22 protein-coding genes and 1 pseudogene are annotated in these 24,617 nt (G+C 68.3%); 14 read left to right on the top strand and 9 right to left on the bottom strand.

The window, feature by feature from the left end:
- The first annotated feature begins 40 nt into the window (after positions 1-40).
- From WS62_RS24735 to WS62_RS24725, 3 genes are read left to right on the top strand one after another with little or no spacing between them, the layout of a single operon-like run.
- The gene (locus WS62_RS24735; RefSeq protein ID WP_066495781.1) at positions 41-973 is read left to right on the top strand and encodes a hydroxymethylglutaryl-CoA lyase; all 933 of its coding nucleotides are present in this window, start codon (positions 41-43) and stop codon (positions 971-973) included.
- Between the two features lie 51 nt (positions 974-1,024).
- Complete coding sequence (locus WS62_RS24730; protein WP_066576432.1) at positions 1,025-1,531, top strand: YbaK/EbsC family protein; 507 nt, start codon at positions 1,025-1,027, stop codon at positions 1,529-1,531.
- The gene (locus WS62_RS24725; RefSeq protein ID WP_066576430.1) at positions 1,528-1,860 is read left to right on the top strand and encodes a DUF1289 domain-containing protein; all 333 of its coding nucleotides are present in this window, start codon (positions 1,528-1,530) and stop codon (positions 1,858-1,860) included. Before WS62_RS24730 ends, WS62_RS24725 begins: the two co-directional genes overlap by 4 nt.
- A 667-nt stretch (positions 1,861-2,527) precedes the next feature.
- Here the strand turns inward: WS62_RS24725 and WS62_RS24715 are convergent.
- Complete coding sequence (locus WS62_RS24715; protein ID WP_066576426.1) at positions 2,528-3,430, bottom strand: DMT family transporter; 903 nt, start codon at positions 3,428-3,430, stop codon at positions 2,528-2,530.
- A gap of 111 nt (positions 3,431-3,541) precedes the next feature.
- Here WS62_RS24715 and WS62_RS24710 point away from each other — a divergent pair.
- Positions 3,542-4,025: pseudogene (locus WS62_RS24710) on the top strand (Lrp/AsnC family transcriptional regulator).
- A gap of 133 nt (positions 4,026-4,158) precedes the next feature.
- Here the strand turns inward: WS62_RS24710 and WS62_RS24705 are convergent.
- Positions 4,159-5,052, bottom strand: a complete 894-nt coding sequence (locus tag WS62_RS24705) for an alpha/beta fold hydrolase (RefSeq protein WP_066576425.1) — start codon at positions 5,050-5,052, stop codon at positions 4,159-4,161.
- A gap of 294 nt (positions 5,053-5,346) precedes the next feature.
- Between WS62_RS24705 and WS62_RS24700 the strand changes: the two genes are divergently transcribed.
- Positions 5,347-6,306: an NAD(P)H-dependent flavin oxidoreductase gene (locus WS62_RS24700; protein WP_066576421.1), complete on the top strand. Its 960-nt coding sequence runs from the start codon at positions 5,347-5,349 to the stop codon at positions 6,304-6,306.
- Between the two features lie 292 nt (positions 6,307-6,598).
- On the opposite strand, the gene WS62_RS24695 is transcribed toward WS62_RS24700, so the two are convergent.
- The 3 genes from WS62_RS24695 to WS62_RS37625 form a co-directional block, all read right to left on the bottom strand.
- Positions 6,599-7,561 carry a LysR family transcriptional regulator gene (locus WS62_RS24695; protein WP_066576417.1) on the bottom strand — a complete coding sequence of 321 codons (963 nt, stop codon included), beginning with the start codon at positions 7,559-7,561 and terminating at the stop codon, positions 6,599-6,601.
- 159 nt (positions 7,562-7,720) lie between these two features.
- Entirely contained in the window at positions 7,721-8,797 is a 1,077-nt protein-coding gene (locus WS62_RS24690; RefSeq protein WP_066576415.1) for a porin, read from the bottom strand.
- A 406-nt stretch (positions 8,798-9,203) separates the two neighbouring features.
- Positions 9,204-9,680, bottom strand: coding sequence for a peptide-binding protein (locus WS62_RS37625; RefSeq protein WP_066576409.1), 477 nt, complete (start codon positions 9,678-9,680; stop codon positions 9,204-9,206).
- 380 nt (positions 9,681-10,060) lie between these two features.
- Between WS62_RS37625 and WS62_RS24680 the strand changes: the two genes are divergently transcribed.
- The 6 genes from WS62_RS24680 to WS62_RS24655 all read left to right on the top strand — a co-directional run bounded on the left by WS62_RS24680 (position 10,061) and on the right by WS62_RS24655 (position 17,372).
- The gene (locus WS62_RS24680; RefSeq protein WP_066576407.1) at positions 10,061-11,107 is read left to right on the top strand and encodes a bile acid:sodium symporter family protein; all 1,047 of its coding nucleotides are present in this window, start codon (positions 10,061-10,063) and stop codon (positions 11,105-11,107) included.
- 597 nt (positions 11,108-11,704) lie between these two features.
- Entirely contained in the window at positions 11,705-13,264 is a 1,560-nt protein-coding gene (locus tag WS62_RS24675) for a methyl-accepting chemotaxis protein (RefSeq protein ID WP_066576404.1), read from the top strand.
- Between the two features lie 173 nt (positions 13,265-13,437).
- Positions 13,438-14,457, top strand: coding sequence for a LacI family DNA-binding transcriptional regulator (locus WS62_RS24670; protein ID WP_066576403.1), 1,020 nt, complete (start codon positions 13,438-13,440; stop codon positions 14,455-14,457).
- Positions 14,454-15,854 carry an AGE family epimerase/isomerase gene (locus WS62_RS24665; protein ID WP_066576401.1) on the top strand — a complete coding sequence of 467 codons (1,401 nt, stop codon included), beginning with the start codon at positions 14,454-14,456 and terminating at the stop codon, positions 15,852-15,854. The genes WS62_RS24670 and WS62_RS24665 overlap by 4 nt, the downstream gene beginning before the upstream one ends.
- Positions 15,851-16,759 (top strand): carbohydrate kinase family protein, encoded by a 909-nt coding sequence (locus WS62_RS24660; protein WP_066576398.1) that lies wholly within the window; start codon positions 15,851-15,853, stop codon positions 16,757-16,759. Before WS62_RS24665 ends, WS62_RS24660 begins: the two co-directional genes overlap by 4 nt.
- A 388-nt stretch (positions 16,760-17,147) precedes the next feature.
- A complete protein-coding gene (locus WS62_RS24655; protein ID WP_066495837.1) occupies positions 17,148-17,372 on the top strand; it encodes a hypothetical protein in 225 nt (74 codons plus the stop codon).
- A gap of 220 nt (positions 17,373-17,592) precedes the next feature.
- On the opposite strand, the gene WS62_RS24650 is transcribed toward WS62_RS24655, so the two are convergent.
- Both WS62_RS24650 and WS62_RS24645 read right to left on the bottom strand, forming a co-directional pair.
- A complete protein-coding gene (locus WS62_RS24650; RefSeq protein ID WP_059471933.1) occupies positions 17,593-17,787 on the bottom strand; it encodes a DUF2905 domain-containing protein in 195 nt (64 codons plus the stop codon).
- Positions 17,788-17,805: 18 nt separating this feature from the next.
- Positions 17,806-18,996 carry a class I SAM-dependent methyltransferase gene (locus WS62_RS24645; RefSeq protein WP_066576396.1) on the bottom strand — a complete coding sequence of 397 codons (1,191 nt, stop codon included), beginning with the start codon at positions 18,994-18,996 and terminating at the stop codon, positions 17,806-17,808.
- A 196-nt stretch (positions 18,997-19,192) separates the two neighbouring features.
- Here WS62_RS24645 and WS62_RS24640 point away from each other — a divergent pair, with 196 nt between their 5' ends.
- From WS62_RS24640 to ttcA, 3 genes are all read left to right on the top strand, one after another.
- On the top strand, positions 19,193-20,035 hold the full coding sequence (locus tag WS62_RS24640) for an SDR family oxidoreductase (RefSeq protein ID WP_231748409.1): 843 nt from the start codon (positions 19,193-19,195) through the stop codon (positions 20,033-20,035).
- 88 nt (positions 20,036-20,123) lie between these two features.
- Complete coding sequence (locus WS62_RS24635; protein WP_010111662.1) at positions 20,124-20,528, top strand: dihydroneopterin aldolase; 405 nt, start codon at positions 20,124-20,126, stop codon at positions 20,526-20,528.
- On the top strand, positions 20,525-21,520 hold the full coding sequence (gene ttcA, locus WS62_RS24630; protein ID WP_066576387.1) for a tRNA 2-thiocytidine(32) synthetase TtcA: 996 nt from the start codon (positions 20,525-20,527) through the stop codon (positions 21,518-21,520). Before WS62_RS24635 ends, ttcA begins: the two co-directional genes overlap by 4 nt.
- 259 nt (positions 21,521-21,779) lie before the next feature.
- On the opposite strand, the gene WS62_RS24620 is transcribed toward ttcA, so the two are convergent.
- Together WS62_RS24620 and WS62_RS24615 are read right to left on the bottom strand one after the other, a co-directional pair.
- Positions 21,780-23,000 carry an alkaline phosphatase family protein gene (locus WS62_RS24620; RefSeq protein WP_156441120.1) on the bottom strand — a complete coding sequence of 407 codons (1,221 nt, stop codon included), beginning with the start codon at positions 22,998-23,000 and terminating at the stop codon, positions 21,780-21,782.
- Positions 23,001-23,018: 18 nt separating this feature from the next.
- Positions 23,019-24,464: an alkaline phosphatase family protein gene (locus WS62_RS24615; RefSeq protein WP_066576375.1), complete on the bottom strand. Its 1,446-nt coding sequence runs from the start codon at positions 24,462-24,464 to the stop codon at positions 23,019-23,021.
- Between the last annotated feature and the right edge of the window lie 153 nt (positions 24,465-24,617).

The following is a 24,617-nucleotide window of genomic DNA, read 5'->3' as shown; positions in this document are numbered from 1 at the left end:
AGCGATCCATTCATCAGAAGACAGGAACCAGGAGACTCGGATGACGCTCCCCCAATCCGTGAAGATCGTCGAAGTCGGCCCGCGCGACGGGCTGCAGAACGAGCAGGCGTTCGTGCCGACCGACGTCAAGATCGATCTCGTGAACCGGCTCTCGCGCGCCGGGTTCCGCAACATCGAAGCGGCGTCGTTCGTGTCGCCGAAATGGGTGCCGCAGATGGCCGACGGCGCCGACGTGATGGCCGGCATCGAGCGCCGCGCGGGCACGATCTACTCGGCGCTCACGCCGAACCTGAAGGGCGTCGAGAACGCGCTCGCCGCGCGCGCCGACGAAGTCGTGATCTTCGGCGCGGCGAGCGAGGCGTTCTCGCAGCGCAACATCAACTGCAGCATCGCGCAGAGCATCGCGCGCTTCGAGCCCGTCGCGCGCGCGGCGAAGGACGCGGGCGTGCGGCTGCGCGCGAGCGTGTCGTGCGCGCTCGGCTGCCCGTATCAGGGCGACGTGCCGGTCGACGCCGTCGTCGACGTCGTGAAGCGCCTCGCCGCGCTCGGCTGCGACGAGATCGACATCGCCGACACGATCGGCGTCGGCACGCCGGGCCGCACGCGCGCGGTGCTCGACGCGGTCGCGAAGGCGTTCCCGCGCGAACGGCTGTCGGGACACTTCCACGACACCTACGGGCAGGCGCTCGCGAACATCTACGCGGCGCTGCTCGAAGGCATCGGGATCTTCCACGCGTCGGTCGCGGGCCTCGGCGGCTGCCCGTACGCGAAGGGCGCGACCGGCAACGTCGCGACGGAGGACGTGCTGTACATGATGCGCGGCCTGAACATCGATACGGGCGTCGATCTCGGCCAGGTCGTCGCCGCCGGCGATTTCATCTCGACCGCGATCGGCCGCGCGAATGTGTCGCGCGCGGGGCGCGCGCTGCTTGCGAAGCAGCGTGCGGCCGCCGAACCGTCCGCCTGCGCGTGATCCGCGCGGCGTCCATCACATCACGACTCCACGAGGATACGAAGCGCACCCATGGCTACCCCCGCCCCCATCGACAAGCTTCCGGATTCCGCCCGTCGCGTCGCGTTGCTGCTGCGCGAGCGCGGCCATGCGAAGGGCATCGTGATGCTCGAGGAAACCGGCAAGACGTCGGCCGAAGCCGCCGCGGGTCTCGGCTGCTCGGTCGCGCAGATCGCGAAGTCGATCCTGTTCCGCCGCCGCGCCGACGGCGCGCCCGTGCTCGTCGTCGCGAGCGGCGCGAATCGCGTCGATGAGAAGAAGGTCGCCGCGCACGTCGGCGAAGTCGGCCGCGCGGACGCGAAGTTCGTGCGCGAGAACACCGGCTATGCGATCGGCGGCGTGTGCCCGATCGGTCATCTCGTCGAGCCCGTCATGCTGATCGATCGCGACCTGCTCGAGCTCGACAACCTGTGGGCAGCGGCCGGCCACCCGCACGCGGTGTTCAATCTGTCTCCGCAGGAGCTGGTGACGTTGACGGGCGCGCCTGTGGCCGACATCGCGGAGCGCAGCGGCGCATGAGCGACAAGACGGAGATCGGCGGCATGGCGAAGGTCGACGGGACGCCGGGCGCGGCAGCGGCCGATGCGGCGGCAACGCATGCGGCGGCAACGCATGCAGCGGCGAGCGAGGCGGCGGTGAGCGCGGTCGCCGCGAGCGAGGCGACGGGTGCGCCGGGCACGAACGTGCCGTCGCCATGCACGAACGTCTGCAGGATCGATGCGAAGACCGGCTGGTGCGAAGGCTGCCGTCGCACGCGCGACGAGATCGCCGGCTGGCGCAAGTTCGACGACGACGCGAAGCGCGCGGTGCTCGCGCGGCTGGCGGTGCGGCAGACGGCCTGCGCGTGATGCGGCGCCGGCAGCGGGCCGCGCCCGTGCGCGTTGCCGCAAGCGGCAGGCACGGCGCAAAAAAATGCCGTTCAGCCAGATTGGCGAACGGCAAGCGCAATGAGAATTCTGTGGACGTGATCAACGTCACTGCGCATCATACGAGCGCCCTCGCTGCATCGCATCAGGAGTTTCCCTACAACTTTCTTGCGCGTGTCGATATGTCGCGGTCTGGCTTCGCGTCGCGCGCGATGTCGTCTGCGCGAGTCGGCGTGCATCGCTCGATCGCGGCGCTGCGTCCGTCTGTCCGGAGCGCCGCGGGCGCACCACGCATGCGTCGCGCGCGATCCCTGTCAACCGACGCGCGCCGATCGATCGGAGGACACGTCGTGCGCCTCCGTCATCGCTAACGCGTCGAGCTTGCACGGCGCGCCTCGCCTCCCGATAAGCCACCGCAAGCCGCTCGACCGGGCTGCGCTGCGTCCGCGCCGATCGCTGCCGCCCGCTATGACGCGCTGCGCGCATCGCATTTCCGCCAGACGATGCTCGCCGCCCGATCGGACTGCGCCCGCGCCATTCGATGCGCGCTGAAGCAAAGCGCCGATCGCCCGCGCACCGCCACGCATCCACCGCGCCGAACACCGCGCCGAACACCGCCACGAACCGCCACGCACTCCGCGCGGCACGCTCAGCCCCGCGCCTCGCCCCGCCGCGCCGGCACAATCCGCCAGCCGAGATTCACGCCGGCCGCCGCGAGCAGGATCAACGCCGCGCCGAACACCTGGCTCCACGCGAGCGTTTGCCCGAACGCGATCCGATCGACGACGATCGCGACGACCGGATAGACGAACGAAAGCGCGCCGATCGTCGCGGTCGGCAGCTTCTGGATCGCACCGTACAGCAGCACGTACATGATCCCCGTGTTGACGACGCCGAGCACGACGAGCGCGAGCCACTGGCTCGGCGTCGCGGGCAGCGCGTCGTAATGGACGAACGGCGCGAGCGCGAGCACGCCGACGCCCGTCTGGAACAGCGCGAGCAGATGCGGCGGCGTGCCCTTCAACTGCTTCGTGACGATCGACGACACCGCGTACAGGAACGCCGCGCCGAGCGCGAGCATGACGCCTTCGAGATACTGGCCGGGCACCGCGAGCACCGCGGGCTCGACGCGCACGACGAGCGCGAGCCCCGCGAACGCGAGCACGAGCCACGCTGCGGCCGACGCGGTGAGCCGCTCGCGGAACACGATCGCGCCGAGCGCGACCAGCATGAACGGCTGCGTGTTGTAGACGGCCGTCGCCATCGAGATCGACGCGCGCGAGTATGCGGCGAACAGCAGCGCCCAGTTCGCGACGATCGCGACGCTGCCGAGCGCGGCAAGCGCGACGATGCGCTTCGACAGCAGATCGCGGCGCAGAAAGCCGAGCGCCGCGCAAATGATCAGCATCGTCGCGCCGCCGAACAGGCAGCGGAAAAACACGACGTTCATCGGATGCTGCCGCGACGACACGACGAGCCAGCCGATCGTCCCGGACATCAGCATCGCGACCACCATTTCGAGCGCCCCGCGGCGCATATCATTCGAAGCCATGTGAGTTCTCGCGAGAGGAAAGCCTGACTTCGATTCTAGGCACTTGATTGGCCTATCTCCATCGCTAAACTGACTGAGATGCGTCTATCCACCTTTGAAAAGAAGGCTGCCATGCAAAAACGCCTTTCGCCGCCGCCTGTGGCGAGCACACTCGATTCGATCGACCGCAAACTGCTGCGCGCGCTCGCCGACAACGCGCGCCAACCCGTCAGCGAACTCGCTCGGCGCGTCGGATTGTCCGCGCCGAGCACCGCGGACCGCCTGCGCCGGCTCGAAGCGCAAGGCGTGATCGCACGCTTCACGGTCGAGCTCGATCCGCGCGCTCGGCTACACGCTGCAGGCGATCGTGCGCGTGAAGCCGCTGCCCGGCCAGTTGCATCTCGTCGAGGCATTGCTGCGGCGGATTCCCGAGTTCGTCGAATGCGACAAGGTGACGGGCGACGATTGCTTCGTCTGCCGGCTCTATCTGCGCTCGATCGAGCAGCTCGACGGGATACTCGCGAAAGTGACCGAGCGCGCGCAGACGAGCACGGCGATCGTCAAGTCGACGCCGGTCGCGCGGCGCCTGCCGCCGCTCGTGATCGAAGAGGATTGACGCATGCTTGGGGCGGACGCGAAGCGCGGCGCCACCCCGTGTGAAATCGATGGAAGCACCGTGCGCGTGAAAGCGGCGCGGCGCTCGCATCGGAGAAACGAGGGCTTCGGGTAACGAAGCCCGCGCCGCGTCGTCACGCCACCTCGCGCGCCTCGAAGAACGCGACGATCTCGTCGATCAGCACGACGGGCGCCTCTTCCGGGATGTAGTGCCCGCAAGCGAGCGCGCGGCCGCTCACGTCGCGCGCGACGCGCCGCCATTCGTCGAGCGGATCGAAGCAACGCCCGACGACGCCGTTCTCTCCCCACAGCACGCGCAGCGGACACGCAACCTTGCGGCCGCGTTCGAGGTCCGCGCGATCGTGGTCGAGGTCGATCGTCGCCGATGCGCGATAGTCCTCGCACATCGCATGCACGGCGCCCGGCTGCCGCAGCGCTTCGCGATACGCGTGCAGCGCCTCCGGCGAGAACGGCGCGAGGCCGGCCGGCCGATTGCCCATCACCGCGTCGACGTACGCATCGGAGTTGCCGCCGATCAGCGTCTCCGGCAGCGGCTCGGGCTGGATCAGGAAGAACCAGTGGAAGTACGCGGTCGCGAACGCGCGATCGGTGCGCTCGTACATCGCGAGCGTCGGCGCGATGTCGAGGAGCAGCATCCGCTCGACCGCATCCGGATGATCGAGCGCCATCCGATGCGCGACGCGCGCGCCGCGATCGTGCGCGCACACGTAGAAGCGCGGGAAGCCGAAGTGACGCATCACCGCGACCTGATCGGCCGCCATCGCGCGCTTCGAATACGGCGCGTGCCGCGCGTCGCTCGCCGGCTTGCCCGACGCGCCGTAGCCGCGCAGATCGGTGACGATCACAGTGAAATGCCTGGCGAGCGTCGCAGCGACGCGATGCCAGATCACGTGCGTCTGCGGGTGGCCGTGCAGCAGCAGAAGCGGCGGTCCCGAGCCTCCTTTGACGCCGAAGATGTCGACGTCCTGCGCCGTCACGCGAAACGGCGCGAACTCCTCAAACGACATGGTCTTGTTCTCTCGGATTGTTGTAATCGTTATTGTAGGAGCGCGATCGTCGCGTCATCGCCGGCATGCCCGCGCAAAGCGTAGAAACAGAGCACTCATTCGACAGCCCGGCCGCAGCGCATTCGTCGAAGCACGCCTATAATGGCACGATCGTTCGTATTAATTCGCCGCGAGCGCACAGTCGGCACGACACTCACATAACAATCGACCGCGCGACGGCCCCGGCGAGGGCGTCGCGACGCGACGAACTTCACGCATTTGCCGCACGTGCGGCGACGATTCAGGAGACACCGCATGGCCCTGCCCGCCGTCCTGCAAAACCTCGCACTGCCCGTCATCGCGTCGCCGATGTTCATCGTCAGCTATCCGGAACTCGTGCTCGCGCAATGCAAGGCGGGCATCGCCGGCTCGTTCCCCGCGCTCAACGCGCGCCCGGCCGAATTGCTCGACGAATGGCTCACGCAGATCCAGGCGCAGCTCGCCGAGCACCGGGCCGCGAACCCGGACGCCGTGATCGGGCCGATCGCCGTGAACCAGATCGTCCATCAGTCGAACGTGCGGCTCGAGCACGACATCCGCGTGTGCGTCGAGCACAAGGTGCCGATCTTCATCACGAGCCTGCGCGCGCCCGCGCGCGAGATCGTCGACGCCGTGCACAGCTATGGCGGCATCGTGCTGCACGACGTGATCAACCTGCGGCATGCGCAGAAGGCGCTCGAAGCGGGCGTGGACGGCCTGATCCTCGTCGCGGCGGGCGCGGGCGGCCACGCGGGCACGACGTCGCCGTTCGCGCTCGTCGGCGAAGTCCGCAAGATCTTCGACGGCCCGATCGTGCTGTCCGGCTCGATCGCGAACGGCGGCTCGATCCTCGCCGCGCAGGCGATGGGCGCCGATCTCGCCTACATGGGCACGCGCTTCATCGCGACGCAGGAAGCGCACGCGGTCGACGGCTACAAGCACGCGATCCTCGACGCGAAGTCGGCCGACATCATCTACACCAATCTCTTCACCGGCGTGCACGGCAACTACATCCGCGAGAGCATCGTGAACGCGGGCCTCGATCCGGACGCGCTGCCCGTCGCCGACAAGTCGAAGATGAACTTCGGCGGCGACAAGTCGAAGGCATGGAAGGACATCTGGGGCGCGGGACAGGGCGTCGGGCTGATGGACGACGTTCCGTCCGTCGCGGAGCTCGTCGCGCGGCTCAAGCGCGAATACGACGACGCGAAGACGCGGCTCGGGATTCGCGCGTAATCGTCGTCGCCGTGCTTGGTCGTCGCCGCGCATGTCGGGCGGCGCGCGATTCACGCGGCGCCGCAGGCGCGAGGCACGCGTGATGCGCATGCGAAGCACAGACGGCAGGCAATGCGCCGCATCGAAGCATTGAATCAAATTGAATCCAATCGAATCGCCCCGGCGTCGAGCGCGAATCAACAAGCGGTAAACAACAAAACCCTCGCTACGCGAGGGTTCGTCTTCAGTCTGAGCGCGGACCCGCCGGTCCGCGTTTTTTTCGTCGATGCGCGGCGCTCGTGCGGCGCTCGCGTTACCCGAGCCGCTTCATCCGCGGCATCGTGAGCTGCCGCAGCCGCTCGTCGATCGACGGGCACAGCGACTGGCCGGCGAAGCGGTCCGCGAGGAAATCGACGAACGAGCGCACCTTCGCCGACACGTGGCGACGGCTCGCGTACACCGCATAGATCGGCAGCTCGCGCGGCGGCAGCACGTCGAGCAACAGCGGCACGAGGCGGCCGGACTCGATGTCCTCGCCGACCACTTCGGTGCCGAGAAGCGCGACGCCCGCGCCGCCCAGCACGGCGACGCGCAGTCCTTCCAGATGATTGACGATCACGTTGCCCGACAGCGGCATGCGCGACGCGGCCGCGACGTCGGCGATCGTCGCGTCGAGCAGCGTCTCGTTCGGCTCGCGGCGAATGATGTTGTGCTGCTGGAGATCGGCGATCGTCGCCGGCGTGCCGTGCTTCGCGAGATACTCGGGCGACGCGACGAGCAGGATGTGCGCAGTCGCGATCTGCCGCGCGACGAGCGACGACGACTTCATGCCGGCGGGCGCCGCGCGCACCGCGACGTCGTAGCCCTCGTCGATCAGTTCGACGACGCGATCGGACAGCGTGATCTCGACCGTCACGTCCGGGTAGCGCTCCGCGTACGACGTCACCGCGTCCATCACGTGCCGCAGCCCGAACGCGGACAGCGACGTCACGCGCAGCCGCCCTTGCGGCACGACGCTCGCGGCGCCCACTGCCTGCCCGGCCTCGTCGAGTTCGGTGAGCGCCTGTACGAGCCGCTCGTAATATTCGCGCCCCGCCTCCGTCGGCGCGACGCGGCGCGTCGTGCGATGCAAGAGACGTGCGCCGAGCTGGTGCTCGAGATGCATCACGTGCTTGCTCGCCATCGCCGCCGACATCTCCATGCGCTCAGCCGCGCCGACGAAGCTGCCGACTTCGACGACGTAGCGAAACACATTCATGCTGACGAGGGTATCCATCCAAAATGCTCACAATCGAAGGGAATTATGCAATCGCAAGCAACTGTAACAAAGCTGGAGAATTGAAAACGTCAAAAAAGGCAAAACGGCGCCATTTAGTGTGACGCCGCCCACTTTTTCGTGCATTGCCCGAGCGATGCGCGCCCGGGTTCCGATTCGTTAGAACTTCGCACGAATTCCCGCGCCGAACGTGTCGCCGCTCGACATGCCCGAGTAGCGATCGTTCATGTATGCGGCGTACACGTCGGTGCGCTTCGACAGCGGATAGTCGTAGCCGAGCGCCCACGTGCGATGCGTCTGGTCGAGTCCGCCCGAATCGCGCGAATACGCATACGATACGAGCGCGCTGCCCGGCCCGAGCGGTACCGACACGCCGCCTTGCGCGGTATTCACGTGCCAGTTGCCGGTGTTTTGCTCGTTCTTCGTATACATGTATTGCGCGTAGACCTTCGCGACCTTGAAGTCGTACGACAGACCGACCTGCGCGACACCCTGGCTCTTCATGCCGGACACGAGCGCGCCGAGATCGCCCGGGCCGCCGTTGAAGTTCACGTACTGATAGACGGCCGTCGCGGCGAACGGGCCGTTCGAATAGTTCAGCTGGCCGCTCCACTTCTTCGAGCGGTTGTCGCCCGCCGTGTTGCCGAACGCGTACATCGCGGCCGCGTTGAGGCCGCCGAAGGTCGGGCTCGCGTAGTCGATCGCGTTGTTCCAGCCCGAATCGCCGGCGACGCCCTGATCGGTCGTGTACGTCGGGAACGTGCCGAGGCCGAGGAACACGTGATAGACCATCGGCGAGAACACGTACGAATCGACGAACGGATTGAAGAGGATCGTCGAGATGAAGAGCTCCGTCGTCAGGCGACCCGCGCGCACCGTGCCGTAAGGCGTCGCGAGTCCGACGTACGCGTTGCGGCCGAAGAACGTGTCGCCGTCAAAGCGGCCGTAGCGCCCGTTCTGCGCGCGGAAGAAATCCTCGAGCGTGAAGATCGCCTGATAGCCGCCGCCGAGATCCTCGGTGCCGCGCAGGCCCCAGTACGACGTCGACATCCCGCCGCCCTGCACGCCCCATGCGCGTTGCCCGCCCGGGAATTTCTGCGCGCCGATCCATTCGTCGACCTGCCCGTAGAGTTGGACGCTCGACTGCGCGCGAACACCCGACGCGCCCGCGGCCAGCGCCGCGACGGCGGCGCACGCGAAAGTGGTTTTCAGCGCGCGGCTGACGGATGACTTCATTGTGATCTCCAGATTGTCGTCTAACGGAAGTGAGGCGAACGGGCGGGCGACGTCCGGAAGACCCGACGCCGTTCGGGGGCGTCGCCATCTTCCCGAGCCATTTTTCCGGTCAAAAAAGGAGGGACTTATTGCGGATATAGCGTCAGCGTTAACTTCCCGGCGATTTGTCGGGCGTCGGCGACGGGCGCGCCGGTTTCAAACTGACGAACGGCGTTCCCGCGCGCGGCGATCGAGCGCCGGCAACGATGGCGGCGGCGATTCGAACGCGGAGAAAATGCCGGCTTGCGCGCGTCGTCCTCGCAACGAGGCGCGAAAGATAGCGTAACCAAGGAAATGCGCGGAAGGATTTCGCGCAAGTGTCGCGGATTTGCGTCAGCGGGCGGCACACACCCGGCCGAATAGACGCTCAGTTGCGGTAGAACGGCGCGAAGGACGGCAAATGCGGCGCTTCGTCCTGACGCGGCGAAGGCGCCGGGCGGCCGCCGCGCTCCTCGTTGTAGCGCGCGACGTCGGCGCGGATCGAGCCGGCGCGCATCGGCACGTTTGCCGAGCCGGGCGCGTGCGGCGCCTGACGCGCTTCGGCGCTGATCGGCCGGTACGGGCTTTGCGCCGCGTAGCGGCCGTACGACGGCGTCGGACGCAGCCCCCAGCGCTGGCCGTAGCCGTTCACGCCGATCCGCGCTTCGCGACCGTGCGGCACGGCCTGCATGGAGCCGCGCCAGCCGCCCGCGCCGCCCGCCGCGTACGGTGCGCCGCCGCGACCGCCGCCGAAGCCGGGCCCGCCGCCATGCGGCGGCTGCGCGAAGACGAGCGCCGCTGCGAGCGCGCACGTCGCGCCCGCCGCCCATTGCCCGATCTTCCGTATTGCCCGTTCCGTCGTCATGATTGGTCTACCGCTTGCTTTTCTGCCCCGCGCGCACCCGAATCGCGCGAAAGGCTTTCAGCGGTAATTTATGGGCGAGGCGAAATCGTGTCGAGCGCAAAAGTGTTAGACCAAAAGCATCGGTGTAACACCGTGTTACTGCAAGGCTTTCGGGGATTCCGCGCCGCTTTGCACCCGTCGCGCGCCGCCCGTTTTTGACGTTTGCGCCGTAAGGTAGCGACGCGCGGACAAGGTGCATCGACATGCATTCGAATCATTAATCGATTCTTCGAATGAATTTGCCTATTCAATCGCCGGCCGCGACAATATCAAGCCGACAATCGCTGCGCTGTCCGCCCGCAGGCCGCCGGCGCTTTCACCGCATTCGTCCGAGATCCGAAATGGCGCGCTCCCGCTTTATTCCCGACAATTTCACGCTCGCGCTCGTCGGCACCGTCGTGCTCGCGAGCTTCCTGCCGTGCCGCGGCGAGGCCGCGCACGTATTCAACTGGGCGACCAACATCGCGGTCGGCCTCCTCTTCTTCCTGCACGGCGCGAAGCTGTCGCGCGAGGCGATCATCGCGGGCGCGACGCACTGGCGGCTGCACGCCGTCGTGCTGCTCAGCACGTTCGCGCTCTTCCCGCTTCTCGGGCTCGCGCTCAAGCCCGTCCTCATGCCGCTCGTCACGCCCGCGCTCTACGCCGGCGTGCTGTTCCTCTGCACGCTGCCGTCGACCGTTCAGTCGTCGATCGCGTTCACGTCGATCGCGAAAGGCAACGTGCCCGCCGCCGTCTGCTCGGCGTCCGCATCGAGCCTGCTCGGCATCTTCGTCACGCCCGCGCTCGTCGGCCTGATGATCACGTCGCAGGGCACGGGCGCGACGGCGTCGCCGTGGAGCACGATCGGCGCGATCGTGATGCAACTGCTCGTGCCGTTCATCGCCGGCCAGTTGCTGCGTCCCGTGATCGGCCGCTGGATCGAGCGCAACCGCGGCGTGCTGCGCTTCGTCGACCAGGGCTCGATCCTGCTCGTCGTCTACGTCGCGTTCAGCGAAGCAGTGAACGAAGGGCTCTGGCACCAGATTCCGCCAATCGCGCTCGCGGGCCTCATCGTCGTCAACGTCGTGCTGCTCGCGATCGCGATCGCGGTCACGGCGCTCGTCAGCAAGCGGCTCGGCTTCAATCGCGCGGACCAGATCACGATCATCTTCTGCGGATCGAAGAAGAGCCTCGCGGCCGGCGTGCCGATGGCGAAGGTAATCTTCGCCGCGCACGCGGTCGGCGCAGTCGTGCTGCCGCTGATGCTGTTCCATCAGATCCAGCTGATGACCTGCGCGGCGCTCGCGCAGCGCTGGGGCGCACGCGACACGAGCCGCGAGCGGGAGACGGGCGCGCATGGCGGCGGGTCGATCGGTACGGGCACGAGCGCCGGGGCGGCGAAACGCTGAGCGCGACGGGGCGCGCGCGGCGAAGCGAGTCGCTTCGCCGCGCCGCGCTTGCTTGGCTTCGCAGCCTTTTCTGCTTTTCTGCTTTTCTGCTTTTCTGCTTTTCTGCTTTTCTGCTTTTCTGCTTTTCTGCTTTTCTGCTTTTCTGCTTTTCTGCTTTTCTGCTTTTCTGCTTTTCTGCTTTTCTGCTTTTCTGCTTTTCCGCTTTTCCGCTTTTCCGCTTTTCCGCCTTTCCGTTTCCCCATTTCTCTCCTCGTCGCTCTTTCGCCTTTTTTCGTCCTCCCGCCGTTCGTTCATCCTAACGCTCGCGACTTGCCCGACGCTCCCCCGTCCGATCCTTCGATCCTTCGATCCTTCAAGCGCTTCGCGCCCGCCGGCCGGCCGGGCTCGCCGATCCTGTCAGGCTCCACTCAGCCCCGCCGCTTTCACCTACGCCAATCCGAACTCCGCGCAACGCGCTTCACAAACCCGATGCGCCAAAACAGGGCATCGCTTCACGAAAAATTCATTCAATCTCCGTTCCCCGACGCCGTTAAGCCGGCTTCTCGTCACGGCTCGACGCGTCACGAGCGCGACGCGCCGCTTGCGGAATCGCCCCTGATGAACACCACCCGCCTCACCGTCAAAACCCGGCTGCGCGCCCTCGTCGCGGTCGTCGTCCTCGTGCTTGCCGCCGTCGGCGGCATCGGCCTCACCGGCGTCGCGCGCGTCGGCGATGCGCTCGCGCACGTCTTCGGAGATCGCGCGAAGACGCTGCAGCGAATCTCGTCGATCGACGAGCTCGTCACGCAAACGCGCTACGCGGTCGGCGACGCGGTGCTCGATCCGTCCGCCGCGAAAACCGAAGCGGTCGCGGCCGCATCGGCGCGCGACGTCGCCGCGATCGATCGCCTGCTCGCCGACTATCGCGCGACGCCGCGCGCCGACACCGAACGCGCGCAGGCCGAGCGTCTCGCCGCCGACTGGGCGATGCTGCGCGACAAGGGCATCAAGCCCGCCGTCGATCTGCTGAAGGCGAACAACCTGTCCGAAGCGCAATGGGTCGTCACGCAGACGCTCGACCCCGTTGCGCAGCGCGTGAAAGGCGAGACCGCGCAGTTGCGCCAGTGGCAGCTCGAGGCGGCGCAGCACGCGTACGACCGCGCACGCGGCGACGCGCGGCTCGTGCAGTGGGCGGTCGCTGGCTGCGTGATCGCGTGCGTCGCCGCCGTCGCGGTGCTGTGCGCGGCGATGGCGCGCGCGCTCGCGCGGCAGCTCGGCGGCGAGCCGGGCTACGCGGCGACCGTCGCGAACGAAATCGCGTCCGGCAATCTCGCGCTCGACGTGCATGCCGGCGCCGCCGCATCCGGCAGCGTGCTGCACGCAATGCACGCGATGCGCGCGCGGCTTGCCGGGACGATCGGCACGCTGCAGCGCGCGGCCGACGCGATCGCGCACGCGACGACCGACATCGCGCACGGCAACCACGACCTGTCGCGCCGCACCGACGAACACGCGGCCGGCCTGCAGCAGACGGCGAGCAGCATGGAGCAGCTCGCCGCGACGGTGCGCACGAACGCCGATCACGCGCGGCAGGCGAGCGCGCTCGCGCTCGCGGCGTCGACGCAGGCCGAGCAGGGCGACGCCGCCGCGCGCGACGCGATCGCGCGGATGGAGGCGCTGTCGGTGCGCTCGCAGCAGATCCGCAGCATCTCGTCGACGATCGAGGGGATCGCTTTCCAGACCAACCTGCTCGCGCTGAACGCGGCCGTCGAGGCGGCGCGCGCCGGCCAGGCGGGCCGCGGCTTCGCGGTCGTCGCGCAGGAGGTGCGCGGCCTCGCGCATCGCAGCGCGCAGGCGGCGAAGGAGATCTCGGCGCTGATCGCCGGCGTGACGGGCGAAGTCGAGCTCGGCACGGACACGGTGAAGGCGGCGGGCGGCACGATCGTCGGCATGCTCGCATCGGTGCGGCAGGTCGCGACGCTCGTCGACGAGATCTCGCACGCGTCCGACGAGCAGCGCTCCGGCATCGACCAGGTGAATCGCGCGGTCGCACAAATGGACGAGATGACCCAGCACAACGCGCTGCTCGTGCAGAAGGCGGCGAGCGCCGCGGGCGCGCTCGCCGACGAGGCCGCCGCGCTGCGCGAGGCGGCCGCCATCTTCCGGGTCGCGGCGTGAGCGTCGAGAAAACGCGCGCGAGGCAATCTGTTTAGTATTTTTAGTAAACGATTATGATCCGATTAACCTTTCATATATAAGCGCTTATGAGCCGGATCGGCGCAATCCTGGGGCGTTGCGCGGCGATTTTTACTATACAATCGCGAACACCCTAAACATCCCGGCTCAACACGATGGGCACCACCATTCGCGACGTCGCACAGGCGGCCAACGTGTCGATCGGCACCGTGTCGCGCGCGCTCAAGAATCAGCCTGGCCTGTCCGAAACGACCCGCGCTCGCATCGTCGAGATCGCGCGCCGCCTGAACTACGATCCGACGCAGCTACGCCCGCGGATCAAGCGGCTCACGTTCCTGCTGCATCGCCAGCACAACAACTTCGCGACGACGCCGTTCTTCTCGCACGTGCTGCACGGCGTCGAGGACGCGTGCCGCGAACGGGGGATCGTGCCGTCGCTGCTGACGACGGGCCCGACCGACGACGTGATCCGCCAGATGCGCCCGCACGCGCCCGACGCGATCGCGGTCGCGGGCTTCATGGAGCCGGAAACGCTCGAAGCGCTCGCCGCGACGGGCCGGCCGCTCGTCCTCATCGACATCCGCGCGCCCGGGCTGCGCTCGATCAATGTCGACAACGCGGGCGGCGCGGCGCTCGCGATGCATCACCTGTTCGCGTCGGGCCGCCGGCGCGTCGCGTTCATCGGCGGCTCGCTCGCGCACTACAGCATCGCGCAGCGCGCGCTCGGCTATCGCCGCGCGTTCTTCGACGCGGGCATGCTGCTCGATCCGTCGCTCGAACTGTCGATCGACACGAGCCTCGGCCCCGATGCCGGCGCGGCGAATGCGATGCGGCAGTTGCTCGACGCGGGCGGCCCGCTGCCCGACGCCGTGTTCGCGTACAACGACGCGGCCGCGCTCGCCGCGATGCGCGTGTGCGTCGAGCGCGGCATGCGCGTGCCGGACGACATCGCGTTCGTCGGCTTCGACGACATTCCGGCCGCCGCGCACGCGGCGCCGCCCCTCACGACGCTCGCGATCGACAAGGAAGCGCTCGGCCGACAAGGCGTCGAGCTGCTGCTCGCCGATTCGCCCGCGCAGACCGAACTCAGCCTCCCTGTGCAACTGATCGCGCGGGCCAGCAGCGCAGGCGCCGCCCGCACACCGCGCGCCCTCACCTCGGTACTCGGATCATGACGACCTCAGCCACGCCCGCTCCCCGTCCGGCGCCCGACGCGCCGCACGCTTGCGCGCCGTACGTCGCGAGCTTCCGCGACCCGCAGTTCCTGCTCTCGCACGTCGAGGACACGCTGCGCTTCTACGCGCCGAACGTGTCCGATCCGGCGGGCGGCTTCTACCACTTCTTCCGCGACGACGGCAGCGTCTATGACCGCACGACGCGCCATCTCGTCAGCAGCTGCCGCTTCGTCTTCAACTACGCGATGGCGTATCGCCACTTCGGCGATCCGCGCGATCTCGACCGCGTGCGCCACGGGCTGCGCTTCCTGCGCGACGCGCACTGGAACGCCGAACTCGAAGGCTACGACTGGGAGATCGAGTGGCGCGACGGCGAAAAGCGCGCGACGCGCGACGGCACGCGCCACTGCTACGGGCTCGCGTTCGTGCTGCTCGCGGTCGCGCACGCGGCGATGGCGGGCGTCGAAGAGGCGAAGCCGCTCATCGCGCACACGTTCGAGCTGATGGAGCATCGTTTCTGGGACCGGGCGGCGGGCCTCTACGCGGACGACGCGACGGCGAACTGGACCGTGTCGAGCTACCGCGGCCAGAACGCGAACATGCACGCGACGGAAGCGCTCCTCGCCGCGTACGAGGCGACGGGCCACCTGACCTACCTCGACCGCGCGGAGAAGGTCGCGACGAACATCGTGCAGCGGCAGGCCGCGCTGTCGCAGGGGCTCGTGTGGGAACACTTCCATGCGGACTGGTCGGTCGATTGGGAATACAACAAGGAAGACAGCTCGAACATCTTCCGCCCATGGGGCTTCCAGCCCGGCCATCAGACCGAATGGGCGAAGCTCTTGCTGATCCTGGAGCGCCACCGCCCGCTCGACTGGCTGCTGCCGCGCGCGATCGAGCTGTTCGACGCGGCGTTCGCGCACGCCTGGGACGCCGACCACGGCGGCCTTTGCTACGGCTTCGGGCCGGACTACAAGGTGTGCGACCACGACAAGTACTTCTGGGTGCAGGCGGAGAGCTTCGCGGCCGCCGCGCTCCTCGCGCAGCGCACCGGCAGCGAGCGCTTCTGGGACTGGTACGACGAGATCTGGCGCTATAGCTGGACGCACTTCGTCGATCATCGCTACGGCGCGTGGTACCGAATCCTCACCTGCGACAACCGCAAGTACAGCGACGAGAAGAGCCCGGCCGGCAAGACCGACTATCACACGATGGGGGCGTGCTACGAGGTGCTGCACGCGCTCGCCGAGAAGCGCGACGACGGCGGCCACGGCGCGCGCGGCGGCGACGGCGAAGCCGCGCCCGCGAAGCGCGGCAACCGACACGGCCGCAACAGCGGCAACGGCGAGGACAAAGGCAACGGCGCCGCGCGCCGCCGCAACGGAGGAGCTCGATGAGCGCAGGGTTTCCGCAATTCGTGTCGGCGGGCGACATCCTCACCGACATGGTCCGCACGGGCGGCGCGCACTGGACGTCGCGCCCGGGCGGCGCCGGCTGGAACGTTGCGCGCGCCGTCGCGCGGCTCGGCGCGCCGAGCGCGTGCGCGGGCGCGGTGGGCCGCGACTGCTTCTCCGACGAGCTGTGGCGCGAGAGCGAGGCGGCCGGCCTCGATCTGCGCTTCCTGCAGCGGGTCGAGCGCGCGCCGCTCCTCGCGATCGTCCACGAGACGCAGCCGCCCGCGTATTTCTTCATCGGCGAAAACAGCGCCGATCTCGCATTCGAGCCGAAGCGGCTGCCCGACGGCTGGCGCGAGCACGTGAAGTGGGCGCATTTCGGCTGCATCAGCCTCGTGCGCGAGCCGCTTGCCGCAACGCTCGTCGCGCTCGCCGGCGAACTGCGCGAAGCGGGCGTGAAGATCAGCTTCGATCCGAACTACCGCAATCTGATGACGGACGGCTACCGGCCGACGCTCGCGAAGATGGCCGAGCTCGCCGACCTGATCAAGGTGTCCGACGAAGACTTGCGCCATCTGTTCGCGGGCGACGACGAAGCGAGTGCGATCGCGCGGCTGCGCGCATTCAATCCGCATGCGGCGCTCCTCGTCACGCGCGGGCCGGGCACGGCGACGCTCTATGCGAACGGCGAGACGCTCGACGCGCAGCCGCCGCGCATCGAGGTCGCGGACACGGTCGGCGCGGGCGACGCGACGATCGGCGGCCTGCTGTTCAGCCTAATGGCGGTGCCTCAGCGCGGCTGGCGCGAGCATCTGTCGTTCGCGCTCGCAGCGGGCGCGGCGGCGTGCCGCCACACGGGCGCGCACGCGCCGACGCTCGACGAGGTCGTCGCGCTCGTCGCGCCGTGACGTTCTTGCTGGCCGGTCGCGCGTGAGCAGTCGCGCGCGACCGGGCCGGCCGCGCCGCGAACGGCGAGCCGCAGGCCGGGTACCTGGGCCTGCCGCGCGCGGGCCGGTCGGACGTGTACGTAACCGGCCGTGCTTCGACCGGCCATGCCTCGACCAGCCATGCGCGAACCGAGCGGCCGCCCTCTCCGTCCGACCGGACCATGGCCTGACGTGCCTTGGCTTGCCGCGCTCATCCGGCCGTGCGCCTGACCGGCCCAGTCGAATCCGTCCAGTACCTGACCGGCCGTGCCCGAACCAGCCATGCCTGAACCAGCCGTGCACTTTTGCCGCCGCTGAAAGCGCGGCGTCGGGATGTTACGATGAAGCGTCCTTTCTCGGGAGAGGCAACATGGACGGCGGCAACACCTACACGAAGGGCCTTTATACGGCCAAGGCGCACACCCGCAAGACGGATGACGGACGCTTTCAGGGGTACGTGATCCTGTCCCGCGACGAAGGCGGCGCGCCCGACAACATGGTCTACGAGGTCGACGCGACGAGCGCGAACGAAGCGGAAGCGTTCGACGAAGCAAAAGCGCTCGCGCATCGGATTCTCGGCGAGCTCGAGCTGTGAGGCGGTCGCGGTCGGCGCGGCGGTCGGTGCAGCCATTCGGCCTGACCGCGCCGATGACAGCCTGGACGAGCCGTCGGCGCGCGTCTCGGCGGTTCGGAGATAGCCAGCCGGCGCCGAACGCAGCGGCTCGCGGCCGCACCGCCGCGCATTCGCCGTAGCCGGGCGAGACGCGGCATGTCGCATCGAGCGCGGCCGCACCGCGACTCGCCGCACGTCGGCGTCACCAGAGCCGCGCGATCACCGACACGACGCCCATGATCACGAGCGTCGACATGAACGGAAACGGATAGACGCGCGAGCCGAACCGCAGTGTCACGTCGCCCGGCAAGCGCCCGACCCCGAGCTTCGACAGCCACGGCCACGCGCGCGTCAGCACCATCACGGCAATGAACGTGGTGAGCAGCCAGCGCAGCATCGCATCGCCTCCCGTCGGCTACAGCGTGTGCGAGCGGTCGCCGCGCGCGAACGCGTCGAGCGTGCCGTCGATGCCGCGCGAGAACGCGATCACCTTGAAGAGCTCGCCCATCTCCGCTTCGGAAATCAGCTTCTGGACCGCGTTCGCGGCGGGCAGGAAATGTTGTACGTCGGACGGGTCGATCTCGGCGAGCACGTCGGTGATGCCCGCATTCAGCAGGAAGCGCGCCTGCGATGTATAGCCGAGCAGATCCGCGCCCGCGCCGACGCCCGCTTCGTAGATCGCGCTGAATTCGACGTGCGAGGTGATGTCCTGCAACCCCGGATAAAGGAACGGGTCGCCGTGCGCGCGGTGCCGGTAGTGACACATCAGCGTGCCCTGCGCGCGCTGCCGGTGGTAGTACTCGTGGCTCGGAAAGCCATAGTCGATGAAGAACGCCGCGCCGCGCGCGAGCATCGTGCAGACCGTGCGAACGAACGCCGCCGCCGCGTCGTGCGTCTCGGTCACGTAGCACTCGTCGGCGTCGATCTCGACGAGGCGCGCCGCGTCCTCGGCGCGCGCGAGCGGCCGGTCGGAGAACGCGAACGCGCCCGCGTCGTCGATCGCGACGCCGCGCTCGCGCCAGCCGTCCGCGTATTTGACGACGAGTTGCACCGGCATCGCGTCGAGCACTTCGTTGCCGACGACGACGCCTTCGAAACGCTCGGGCAGTGCATCTAGCCAGCACACGCGCGCGGCGAGTCCGGGCGCTTGCGCTTCGAGCGTCTCGCGCTGGCGCGCGCGCAACTCGCCGGACAAGTCGACGATCGCGTATTCGTCGAGCTCGACGCCGAGCGCGGCGAGTGCGTCCAGGAGCCCCGCCGCGAGCTGGCCCGTGCCCGCGCCGAATTCCATCACGCGCCGCGTGCCGCTCGCTTCGAGCGCCTGCGCGACGGGACGCGCGAGCGTCTGCGCGAAGAGCGGCGACAACTCCGGCGCGGTCACGAAATCGCTGCCGTCTTCGGCGCGCCGGCCGAATTTCTGCGCACCGCCGCTGTAGTAGCCCGCGCCCGGCGCATACAGCGCGCGTTCCATGTAGCGTGAAAACGGGATCCAGCCGCCCGCCGCGGCGATTTCGGCGCGTAGCGAAGCGGCGAGCGATTCGGACTGCGCGAGCGCGTCGGGGCCGGGAACGGGTAAACTACCGGGTTCGTGAGCTTTCGGATTCATCCCGGCATTGTAAATGACCGTCTTAGCCGACACCTGCGACACATCCGCGGCAAGCGCCGCACGGGTCGTGCTGATCACGGGCGCCGTGCAAACCGATGCCTTGCGGACGGACGCCTTGCGAGCGGCGGATGCCGCCGCCCGGGCAAACGACACGCGATCCGGCGACGCGCGGGCGGACGCAGCGCCGGCGAACGCCATGCGAGCGGGCGCCGAGCGAACGAACGTCGCTTCGGACACCGCACGTTCCGGCAGCAAGCCCGGGGGGCTCGCCGCGGCCGGCCCGAGCGGCGCGTCCGGCGTATCCGCCGCTACCGCCGCGCGCAGCACGACCGGCGCGGGCCGCTCGCCCGCCGCCACGCCGCCCGCGCTCGACACTACGGCCGTCGGCCGCGCGCTCGCGGTCGGCTTCGCGCGGCGCGGCTGGGACGTCGCGCTCGCGGCCGCCGCGGGCGACGAAGCCCGCGCAGCCGCCGCGCTCGCAGCCGAAGTCGAGGCGCTCGGCCGCCGCGCGGCGGTGCTCGTCGCCGACCTGTCGGTCGAGGACGACGTCGCGCGGCTCGTCGCCGCCTGCGGCGCGGCGCTCGGCCGGCCGACGTGTGTCGTCGCGCAAGCCGCGCCCGTCGCGGACAGCGCGCACGACGTCGGCTACGCGTCGCTCGCGGGCGCGATGGCGCGCAGCGTCGCCGCGCCGCTCGTGCTCGCCCGCACGCTCGCCGACGCGACGCCCGACGCCGCGCGCGACGACGAGCGCGCGCGCGCGGTCGTGATTCACCTGCTGGACGAGACGCTGTTTCATCCGGCGCCCGAGCGCTTGTCGCACTCGCTCGCGCAAGCCGCGCTGCATCGCGCGACGACCGCGCAGGCGCTCGCGCTCGCGCCGAAGGTGCGGGTCGTCGGCCTCGTGCGAGGGCGCGCGCCGCGCGCGGACGACATCGCCGACGCCGCCTGCTATCTCGCGGACGCGCCGGGCGTCACCGGCGCGACGCTGACCGTCGACGGCGGCGAGCATCTCGCGCCGCCCGCGGACGAGGTGAACTGACGGGCGCGGCCGCGCGCGGACGTACGGACGTATCGACGCCGCGCCGGGCCGCGCCCCTTTGCATGCATTACCTTTGACTGGAACGACCATGTTTGCCGCCCTCCTGCACCCCAGGCTCGCCGATTGCCGCAGGCTCTACCTGCGCGACTACGAGGTGTACATGAACATCGGCGCCTTCGAGCACGAGAAGCGCGGCGAACAGCGCGTCGTCATCAACGTCGACCTGTTCGTGCCGCTCGCGCTGACGACGCCCGTCGAGGACAAGCTGCGTGAAGTCGTCGACTATGATCTGATGAAGCAAAGCGTCGCGCAGTGCGTCGCGCGCGGCCACATCCATCTGCAGGAAACGCTCTGCGACGCGATCGCGGCGAACCTGCTCGCGCACGACGCGGTGCGCGCGGTGCGCGTCTCCACCGAAAAGCCGGACGCCTATTCCGATTGCGACGCCGTCGGCGTCGAAGTATTTCGCATCAAGGACGAGGAGCGAGCATGAATGCGCCCCACACCCCGCATCTGAACGAAGCCGACGCGGCCGCCGCCGTCGAGGCGAACGCCGCCGAGATCGGCCGCCGCACGCTCACGCGCCGCGAGCAGAAGGAAGCGTACGAAAACAACAAGCTGTTCAAGCGGCTCGCGCGCCAGGTCGGCCAGGCGATCGGCGACTACAACATGATCGAGCACGGCGACAAGGTGATGGTCTGCCTGTCGGGCGGCAAGGACAGCTACGCGCTGCTCGACGTCCTGCTGCGCCTGCGCGAGCGCGCGCCGATCGATTTCGACATCGTCGCCGTGAACCTCGACCAGAAGCAGCCGGGCTTTCCGGAGCACGTGCTGCCCGAATACCTGGCGACTATCGGCGTGCCGTTCCACATCGAGAATCAGGACACGTACAGCATCGTCAAGCGCCTCGTGCCGGAAGGCAAGACCACCTGCTCGCTGTGCTCGCGGCTGCGCCGCGGCATTCTGTACCGCGTCGCGGGCGAGCTCGGCGCGACGAAGATCGCGCTTGGCCACCATCGCGACGACATCCTTCAGACGCTGCTCCTCAACCTCTTCTACGGCGGCAAGCTGAAAGGGATGCCGCCGAAGCTGCAGTCGGACGACGGCAAGAACGTCGTGATCCGCCCGCTCGCGTACGTGAAGGAAACCGATCTCGAGAAATACGCGGAACTGCGCGAATTCCCGATCATCCCGTGCAACCTGTGCGGCAGCCAGCCGAACCTGAAGCGCGCGGAGATGAAGGCGCTGATCCGCGAGTGGGACAAGCGCTTCCCGGGCCGCGTCGAGAACATGTTCAACGCGCTCGCGAACGTCGCGCCGTCGCACCTGATGGACACGAAGCTGTTCCCGTTCGCGGACTTGCGCGCAACGGGCCGCGCCGATCCCGACGGCGACATCGCGTTCGACGAAGAGCCGTGCGGCACCGACGCGGGCGCGCCGGACGGTGCGAAATCCGTGTCGATCGTGCAGTTCGACGATCTGTAAAGCGCGGCGCCCGACGTACGGCGAACGGCTTTCCGCGCACGCGATGCGGCCGTTCGTCTGGCACCGTGCATGATGACGATGCACCGTCGTTCGTGCGCGGCGCGACATCGGGCCGCCGGCGACCGGCGGCATCCTCGCGCTTTTTCGGCGCGCTCGCCCGAGCACCGAAACGAACGGCGGCGCGCAAGCCTGCGCACGCCGTTCTCGTCGAATATGGCCCCGCCGCTGCCCGGCTCATGCGGCCGGGCATCTTCCTCGCTTACTGAAGCTTCTGCGCGGTATAGACGTCGCTGCCGAACGACTGCAGCCCGCTCGTTCCCGCGTAGCCGAGATACGGTAGCCCGAACACGTCCTCGATACTCTTCAGCAGCGCATAGTGGTTGTACGGCGTGTTGCTGATCGTGCCGCCCTTGATGAACGGCGACAGCAGCACCGCGCCCGTCAGCCCTCCGCCCGGCCCGGTGATGCCCGGTAGCGGCGTGTTCGGCCCGGCGGGCTCGCCGCAGCATGCGGACGCGTCGCTCGTGTCCGCCTCGTCGAACGCGATGATCAGGAGTCCGTCCTGCTTGAACGCCGCCGACGACGTGATCTTCGGCACCCAGTTCTGCAGGAAATCATTGATCGCGGGCAGTCCGCCCGCCGTCGTGCCGTCCGCGCACGTCGGATCGTCGTGGCCGTCGTTGCAGAGATTCGGCACGATGAACGACAGCGCAGGCGTCGTGTTCGGATTCGCGAGGTCGTTCGCGAGGTTGTCGAGCCGCACCACGCGCGCGTTGCAATCGGTCGGGTTGTCCACGATCGAATGGAAGTACACGAACGGATCGTGCCGCGTCGCGTAGCCGTCGGTCGCGGTCGCTTTCTGCGTGCCGTCCTGGCCGTTGAGCGGCGGATGCGAGCACGTCGCGCCGCCGTCGCGCGCGAGGTCGTTGCCCATGTCTTCCATGTAGCCGCGCCAGTTCAGGCCCGCGGTCTCGAGCTGGTTCGCGATCGTCCGGACAGCGGGCGGATACACGCAGCCCGAGCCGACCACCTGGCCGTTCGCGTCTGGAATCGTCGTGCCGATCCAGTCGCTGTAGTACTGGCAGTCCGCCTGCGTCTGGGGATTCGGCGATTGGCCGCTCACCATCGCCAGATAGTTGTCGTTGCTGTTGTGACCGATCCCGTAGTACTGCGTGAGAAGCGCGCCCTGGCTCGTCAGCGTCGTCGCGAGATACGGCGCCTGGCTGCCAGCGCCGAACGTCGCCGCATAGCCCTTGTTTTCCAGCACGATCACGAACACGTGGCCGATCTTCGGGATCGAGCCGAGCGTCGGCGACATCGCCGACGCCTTCGCGACAACCGACGTGTTTTGCGCGGCGGCGGCCGCCTTGCCGGCCACGCCCGGCGAATCGGCGCCGCCGCAGCTCGCGAGCGCGACCATCGTCATCGCGGCGAAGAGCCCGCGCAGCGCGCGCCACAGCGAATCGAACGAAACTTGCATGATGACGAACCTATGAATTCAGGGTGAAGGAAAGCCGAGCGTCGTCGCGGCCGCGCGCAGATCGCTGATGCCCGGAATGCCGGCCGCGCTCGTCAGCGCGCCCGTGACCGTGTTCGAGCACACGTTGCCGAACGGGCCGGTCGGCACGCTGAATGCCGGCGCCGAATAATCCGGCGACGAGAAATTCAGTGCGTACGCGATCGAGTTCGTGTTCGACAGCGTGCTGCGCACGCCGAGCGGATCGAGGCCGAAGCGCCACATCAGGAATTGATGGATCGAGCTCGGATCGAACTGCCAGTGGCTCACGTAGCCGCGCTGCGCGGTCGGCCCGATCAGCACGAGCGGCACGCGAAAGCCGAGATAGCCGTCGTTGCCGAGCAGCGCTTCGGCGGTCGATACCGGGCGCTGGAACGGCGCGACGTGATCGAAGAAGCCGCCCCATTCGTCGTACGTGACGACGAGCAGCGTGCGCTGCCAGCCGGGGCCGTTGCGCACCGCGTCGTAGATCTGGTTCAGGAAGGCCTGGCCGTTGCGGATGTCCGAGTTCGGATGATCGTCGCCCGACACGCCTTCCGGGTTCTCGCCGAGAAAGCGCGGATCGACGTACGAGAACGCGGGCAGCGTGCCCGCCGCCGCGTCGACGAGGAATTCGGAGAACAGCTTCGAGATGCCGAGATATTTCGTGCCGAACAGCGCGGTGAACGGCACGTCGCCGTAGTAGTACGTCGACGACACGCCCTTCGCCGCGAAGCGATCGAAGATTGTCGGCAGTTGCGACACCGTCGACGTATTGACGATCCGGTCCGTCTCGCCGCACATCAGATAGAAGCGGTTCGGATAGGTCTCCGCGAGAATCCCGCAATGGTACTGGTCGCAGACCGTCCAGTTCTGCGCGCACGGGCCGAAGAACGCGAGATCCTCGCCGAGGTAGTAGCCGATCGGGAACAGGTCGCCCGCCGTCCGGTTCGTGTCGGGCGTCTTCAGCCAACCGTCCATCTTGCCGCCGTTCATCTGAATGCGGCCGCCCGTATAGCTGTGATCCGGGTCCGCAAAATTACAGCCTTGAAAACCGTACAGCGGACTGATCGCGAGCCGGAACGTGTTCTGCATGTCGCCGAACGCATCCTGGAACTGCAGGCCCGCCTGCTTGCCGTTCGCACCGGGCAGCCAGCCGAAATAATGGTCGAACGAGCGGTTTTCCATCACGACGAGCACGACGTGATCGATGCCCGACTGACCGGGCGGCGGCAACTGCGGCGGCTGCGGCGACGACGCGTTGCGTCGCGCCGTGTCGGCGCCCGACGATGCCGCGGCCAATGCCTGCGCGCCGCCCGAACCGCCGCTGACGCTGTCGCCGCCGCAGCTCGCGAGGCCGACCGAGCTTGCGAGCGCCGCGGCGGCCGCGCTGATGAGACGCCGGCGCGTGTGGAAATGCGCCGACGAATTGTTCTGATCCTGACTCACTGTCCTTCCCCTGAAAAGCCGCGTGCGGCGCGATCGGTCCATGTCGCCGAGCTGCCGCCGCGTGATGCGAGCCGGAGTCTGCGTTTCGTCTGTGACACACCGCTGACGATGAAAACGATTCGAGGGGAGACTCTCTTTTATTCAGATATCCGA

Source organism: Burkholderia sp. ABCPW 14 (assembly GCF_001523835.1).
GTDB classification, from domain to species: Bacteria; Pseudomonadota; Gammaproteobacteria; order Burkholderiales; family Burkholderiaceae; genus Burkholderia; species Burkholderia mayonis.
The sequence above is the reverse complement of the archived record's forward strand: the minus strand, read 5'-3'. Positions and strand labels throughout refer to the sequence as shown.

Coding starts and splice junctions, on each gene's coding strand:
- WS62_RS24670 (WP_066576403.1), top strand. CDS start 13,438: ATGGGCACCACCATTCGCGACGTCGCACAGGCGGCCAACGTGTCGATC.
- WS62_RS24690 (WP_066576415.1), bottom strand. CDS start 8,797: ATGAAGTCATCCGTCAGCCGCGCGCTGAAAACCACTTTCGCGTGCGCC.
- WS62_RS24715 (WP_066576426.1), bottom strand. CDS start 3,430: ATGGCTTCGAATGATATGCGCCGCGGGGCGCTCGAAATGGTGGTCGCG.
- WS62_RS24645 (WP_066576396.1), bottom strand. CDS start 18,996: ATGAATCCGAAAGCTCACGAACCCGGTAGTTTACCCGTTCCCGGCCCC.
- WS62_RS24705 (WP_066576425.1), bottom strand. CDS start 5,052: ATGTCGTTTGAGGAGTTCGCGCCGTTTCGCGTGACGGCGCAGGACGTC.
- WS62_RS24680 (WP_066576407.1), top strand. CDS start 10,061: ATGGCGCGCTCCCGCTTTATTCCCGACAATTTCACGCTCGCGCTCGTC.
- WS62_RS24650 (WP_059471933.1), bottom strand. CDS start 17,787: ATGCTGCGCTGGCTGCTCACCACGTTCATTGCCGTGATGGTGCTGACG.
- WS62_RS24665 (WP_066576401.1), top strand. CDS start 14,454: ATGACGACCTCAGCCACGCCCGCTCCCCGTCCGGCGCCCGACGCGCCG.
- WS62_RS24675 (WP_066576404.1), top strand. CDS start 11,705: ATGAACACCACCCGCCTCACCGTCAAAACCCGGCTGCGCGCCCTCGTC.
- WS62_RS24695 (WP_066576417.1), bottom strand. CDS start 7,561: ATGGATACCCTCGTCAGCATGAATGTGTTTCGCTACGTCGTCGAAGTC.
- WS62_RS24730 (WP_066576432.1), top strand. CDS start 1,025: ATGGCTACCCCCGCCCCCATCGACAAGCTTCCGGATTCCGCCCGTCGC.
- WS62_RS24620 (WP_156441120.1), bottom strand. CDS start 23,000: ATGCAAGTTTCGTTCGATTCGCTGTGGCGCGCGCTGCGCGGGCTCTTC.
- WS62_RS24655 (WP_066495837.1), top strand. CDS start 17,148: ATGGACGGCGGCAACACCTACACGAAGGGCCTTTATACGGCCAAGGCG.
- WS62_RS24635 (WP_010111662.1), top strand. CDS start 20,124: ATGTTTGCCGCCCTCCTGCACCCCAGGCTCGCCGATTGCCGCAGGCTC.
- WS62_RS37625 (WP_066576409.1), bottom strand. CDS start 9,680: ATGACGACGGAACGGGCAATACGGAAGATCGGGCAATGGGCGGCGGGC.
- WS62_RS24735 (WP_066495781.1), top strand. CDS start 41: ATGACGCTCCCCCAATCCGTGAAGATCGTCGAAGTCGGCCCGCGCGAC.
- WS62_RS24725 (WP_066576430.1), top strand. CDS start 1,528: ATGAGCGACAAGACGGAGATCGGCGGCATGGCGAAGGTCGACGGGACG.
- WS62_RS24700 (WP_066576421.1), top strand. CDS start 5,347: ATGGCCCTGCCCGCCGTCCTGCAAAACCTCGCACTGCCCGTCATCGCG.
- WS62_RS24660 (WP_066576398.1), top strand. CDS start 15,851: ATGAGCGCAGGGTTTCCGCAATTCGTGTCGGCGGGCGACATCCTCACC.
- WS62_RS24640 (WP_231748409.1), top strand. CDS start 19,193: ATGCGAGCGGGCGCCGAGCGAACGAACGTCGCTTCGGACACCGCACGT.
- ttcA (WP_066576387.1), top strand. CDS start 20,525: ATGAATGCGCCCCACACCCCGCATCTGAACGAAGCCGACGCGGCCGCC.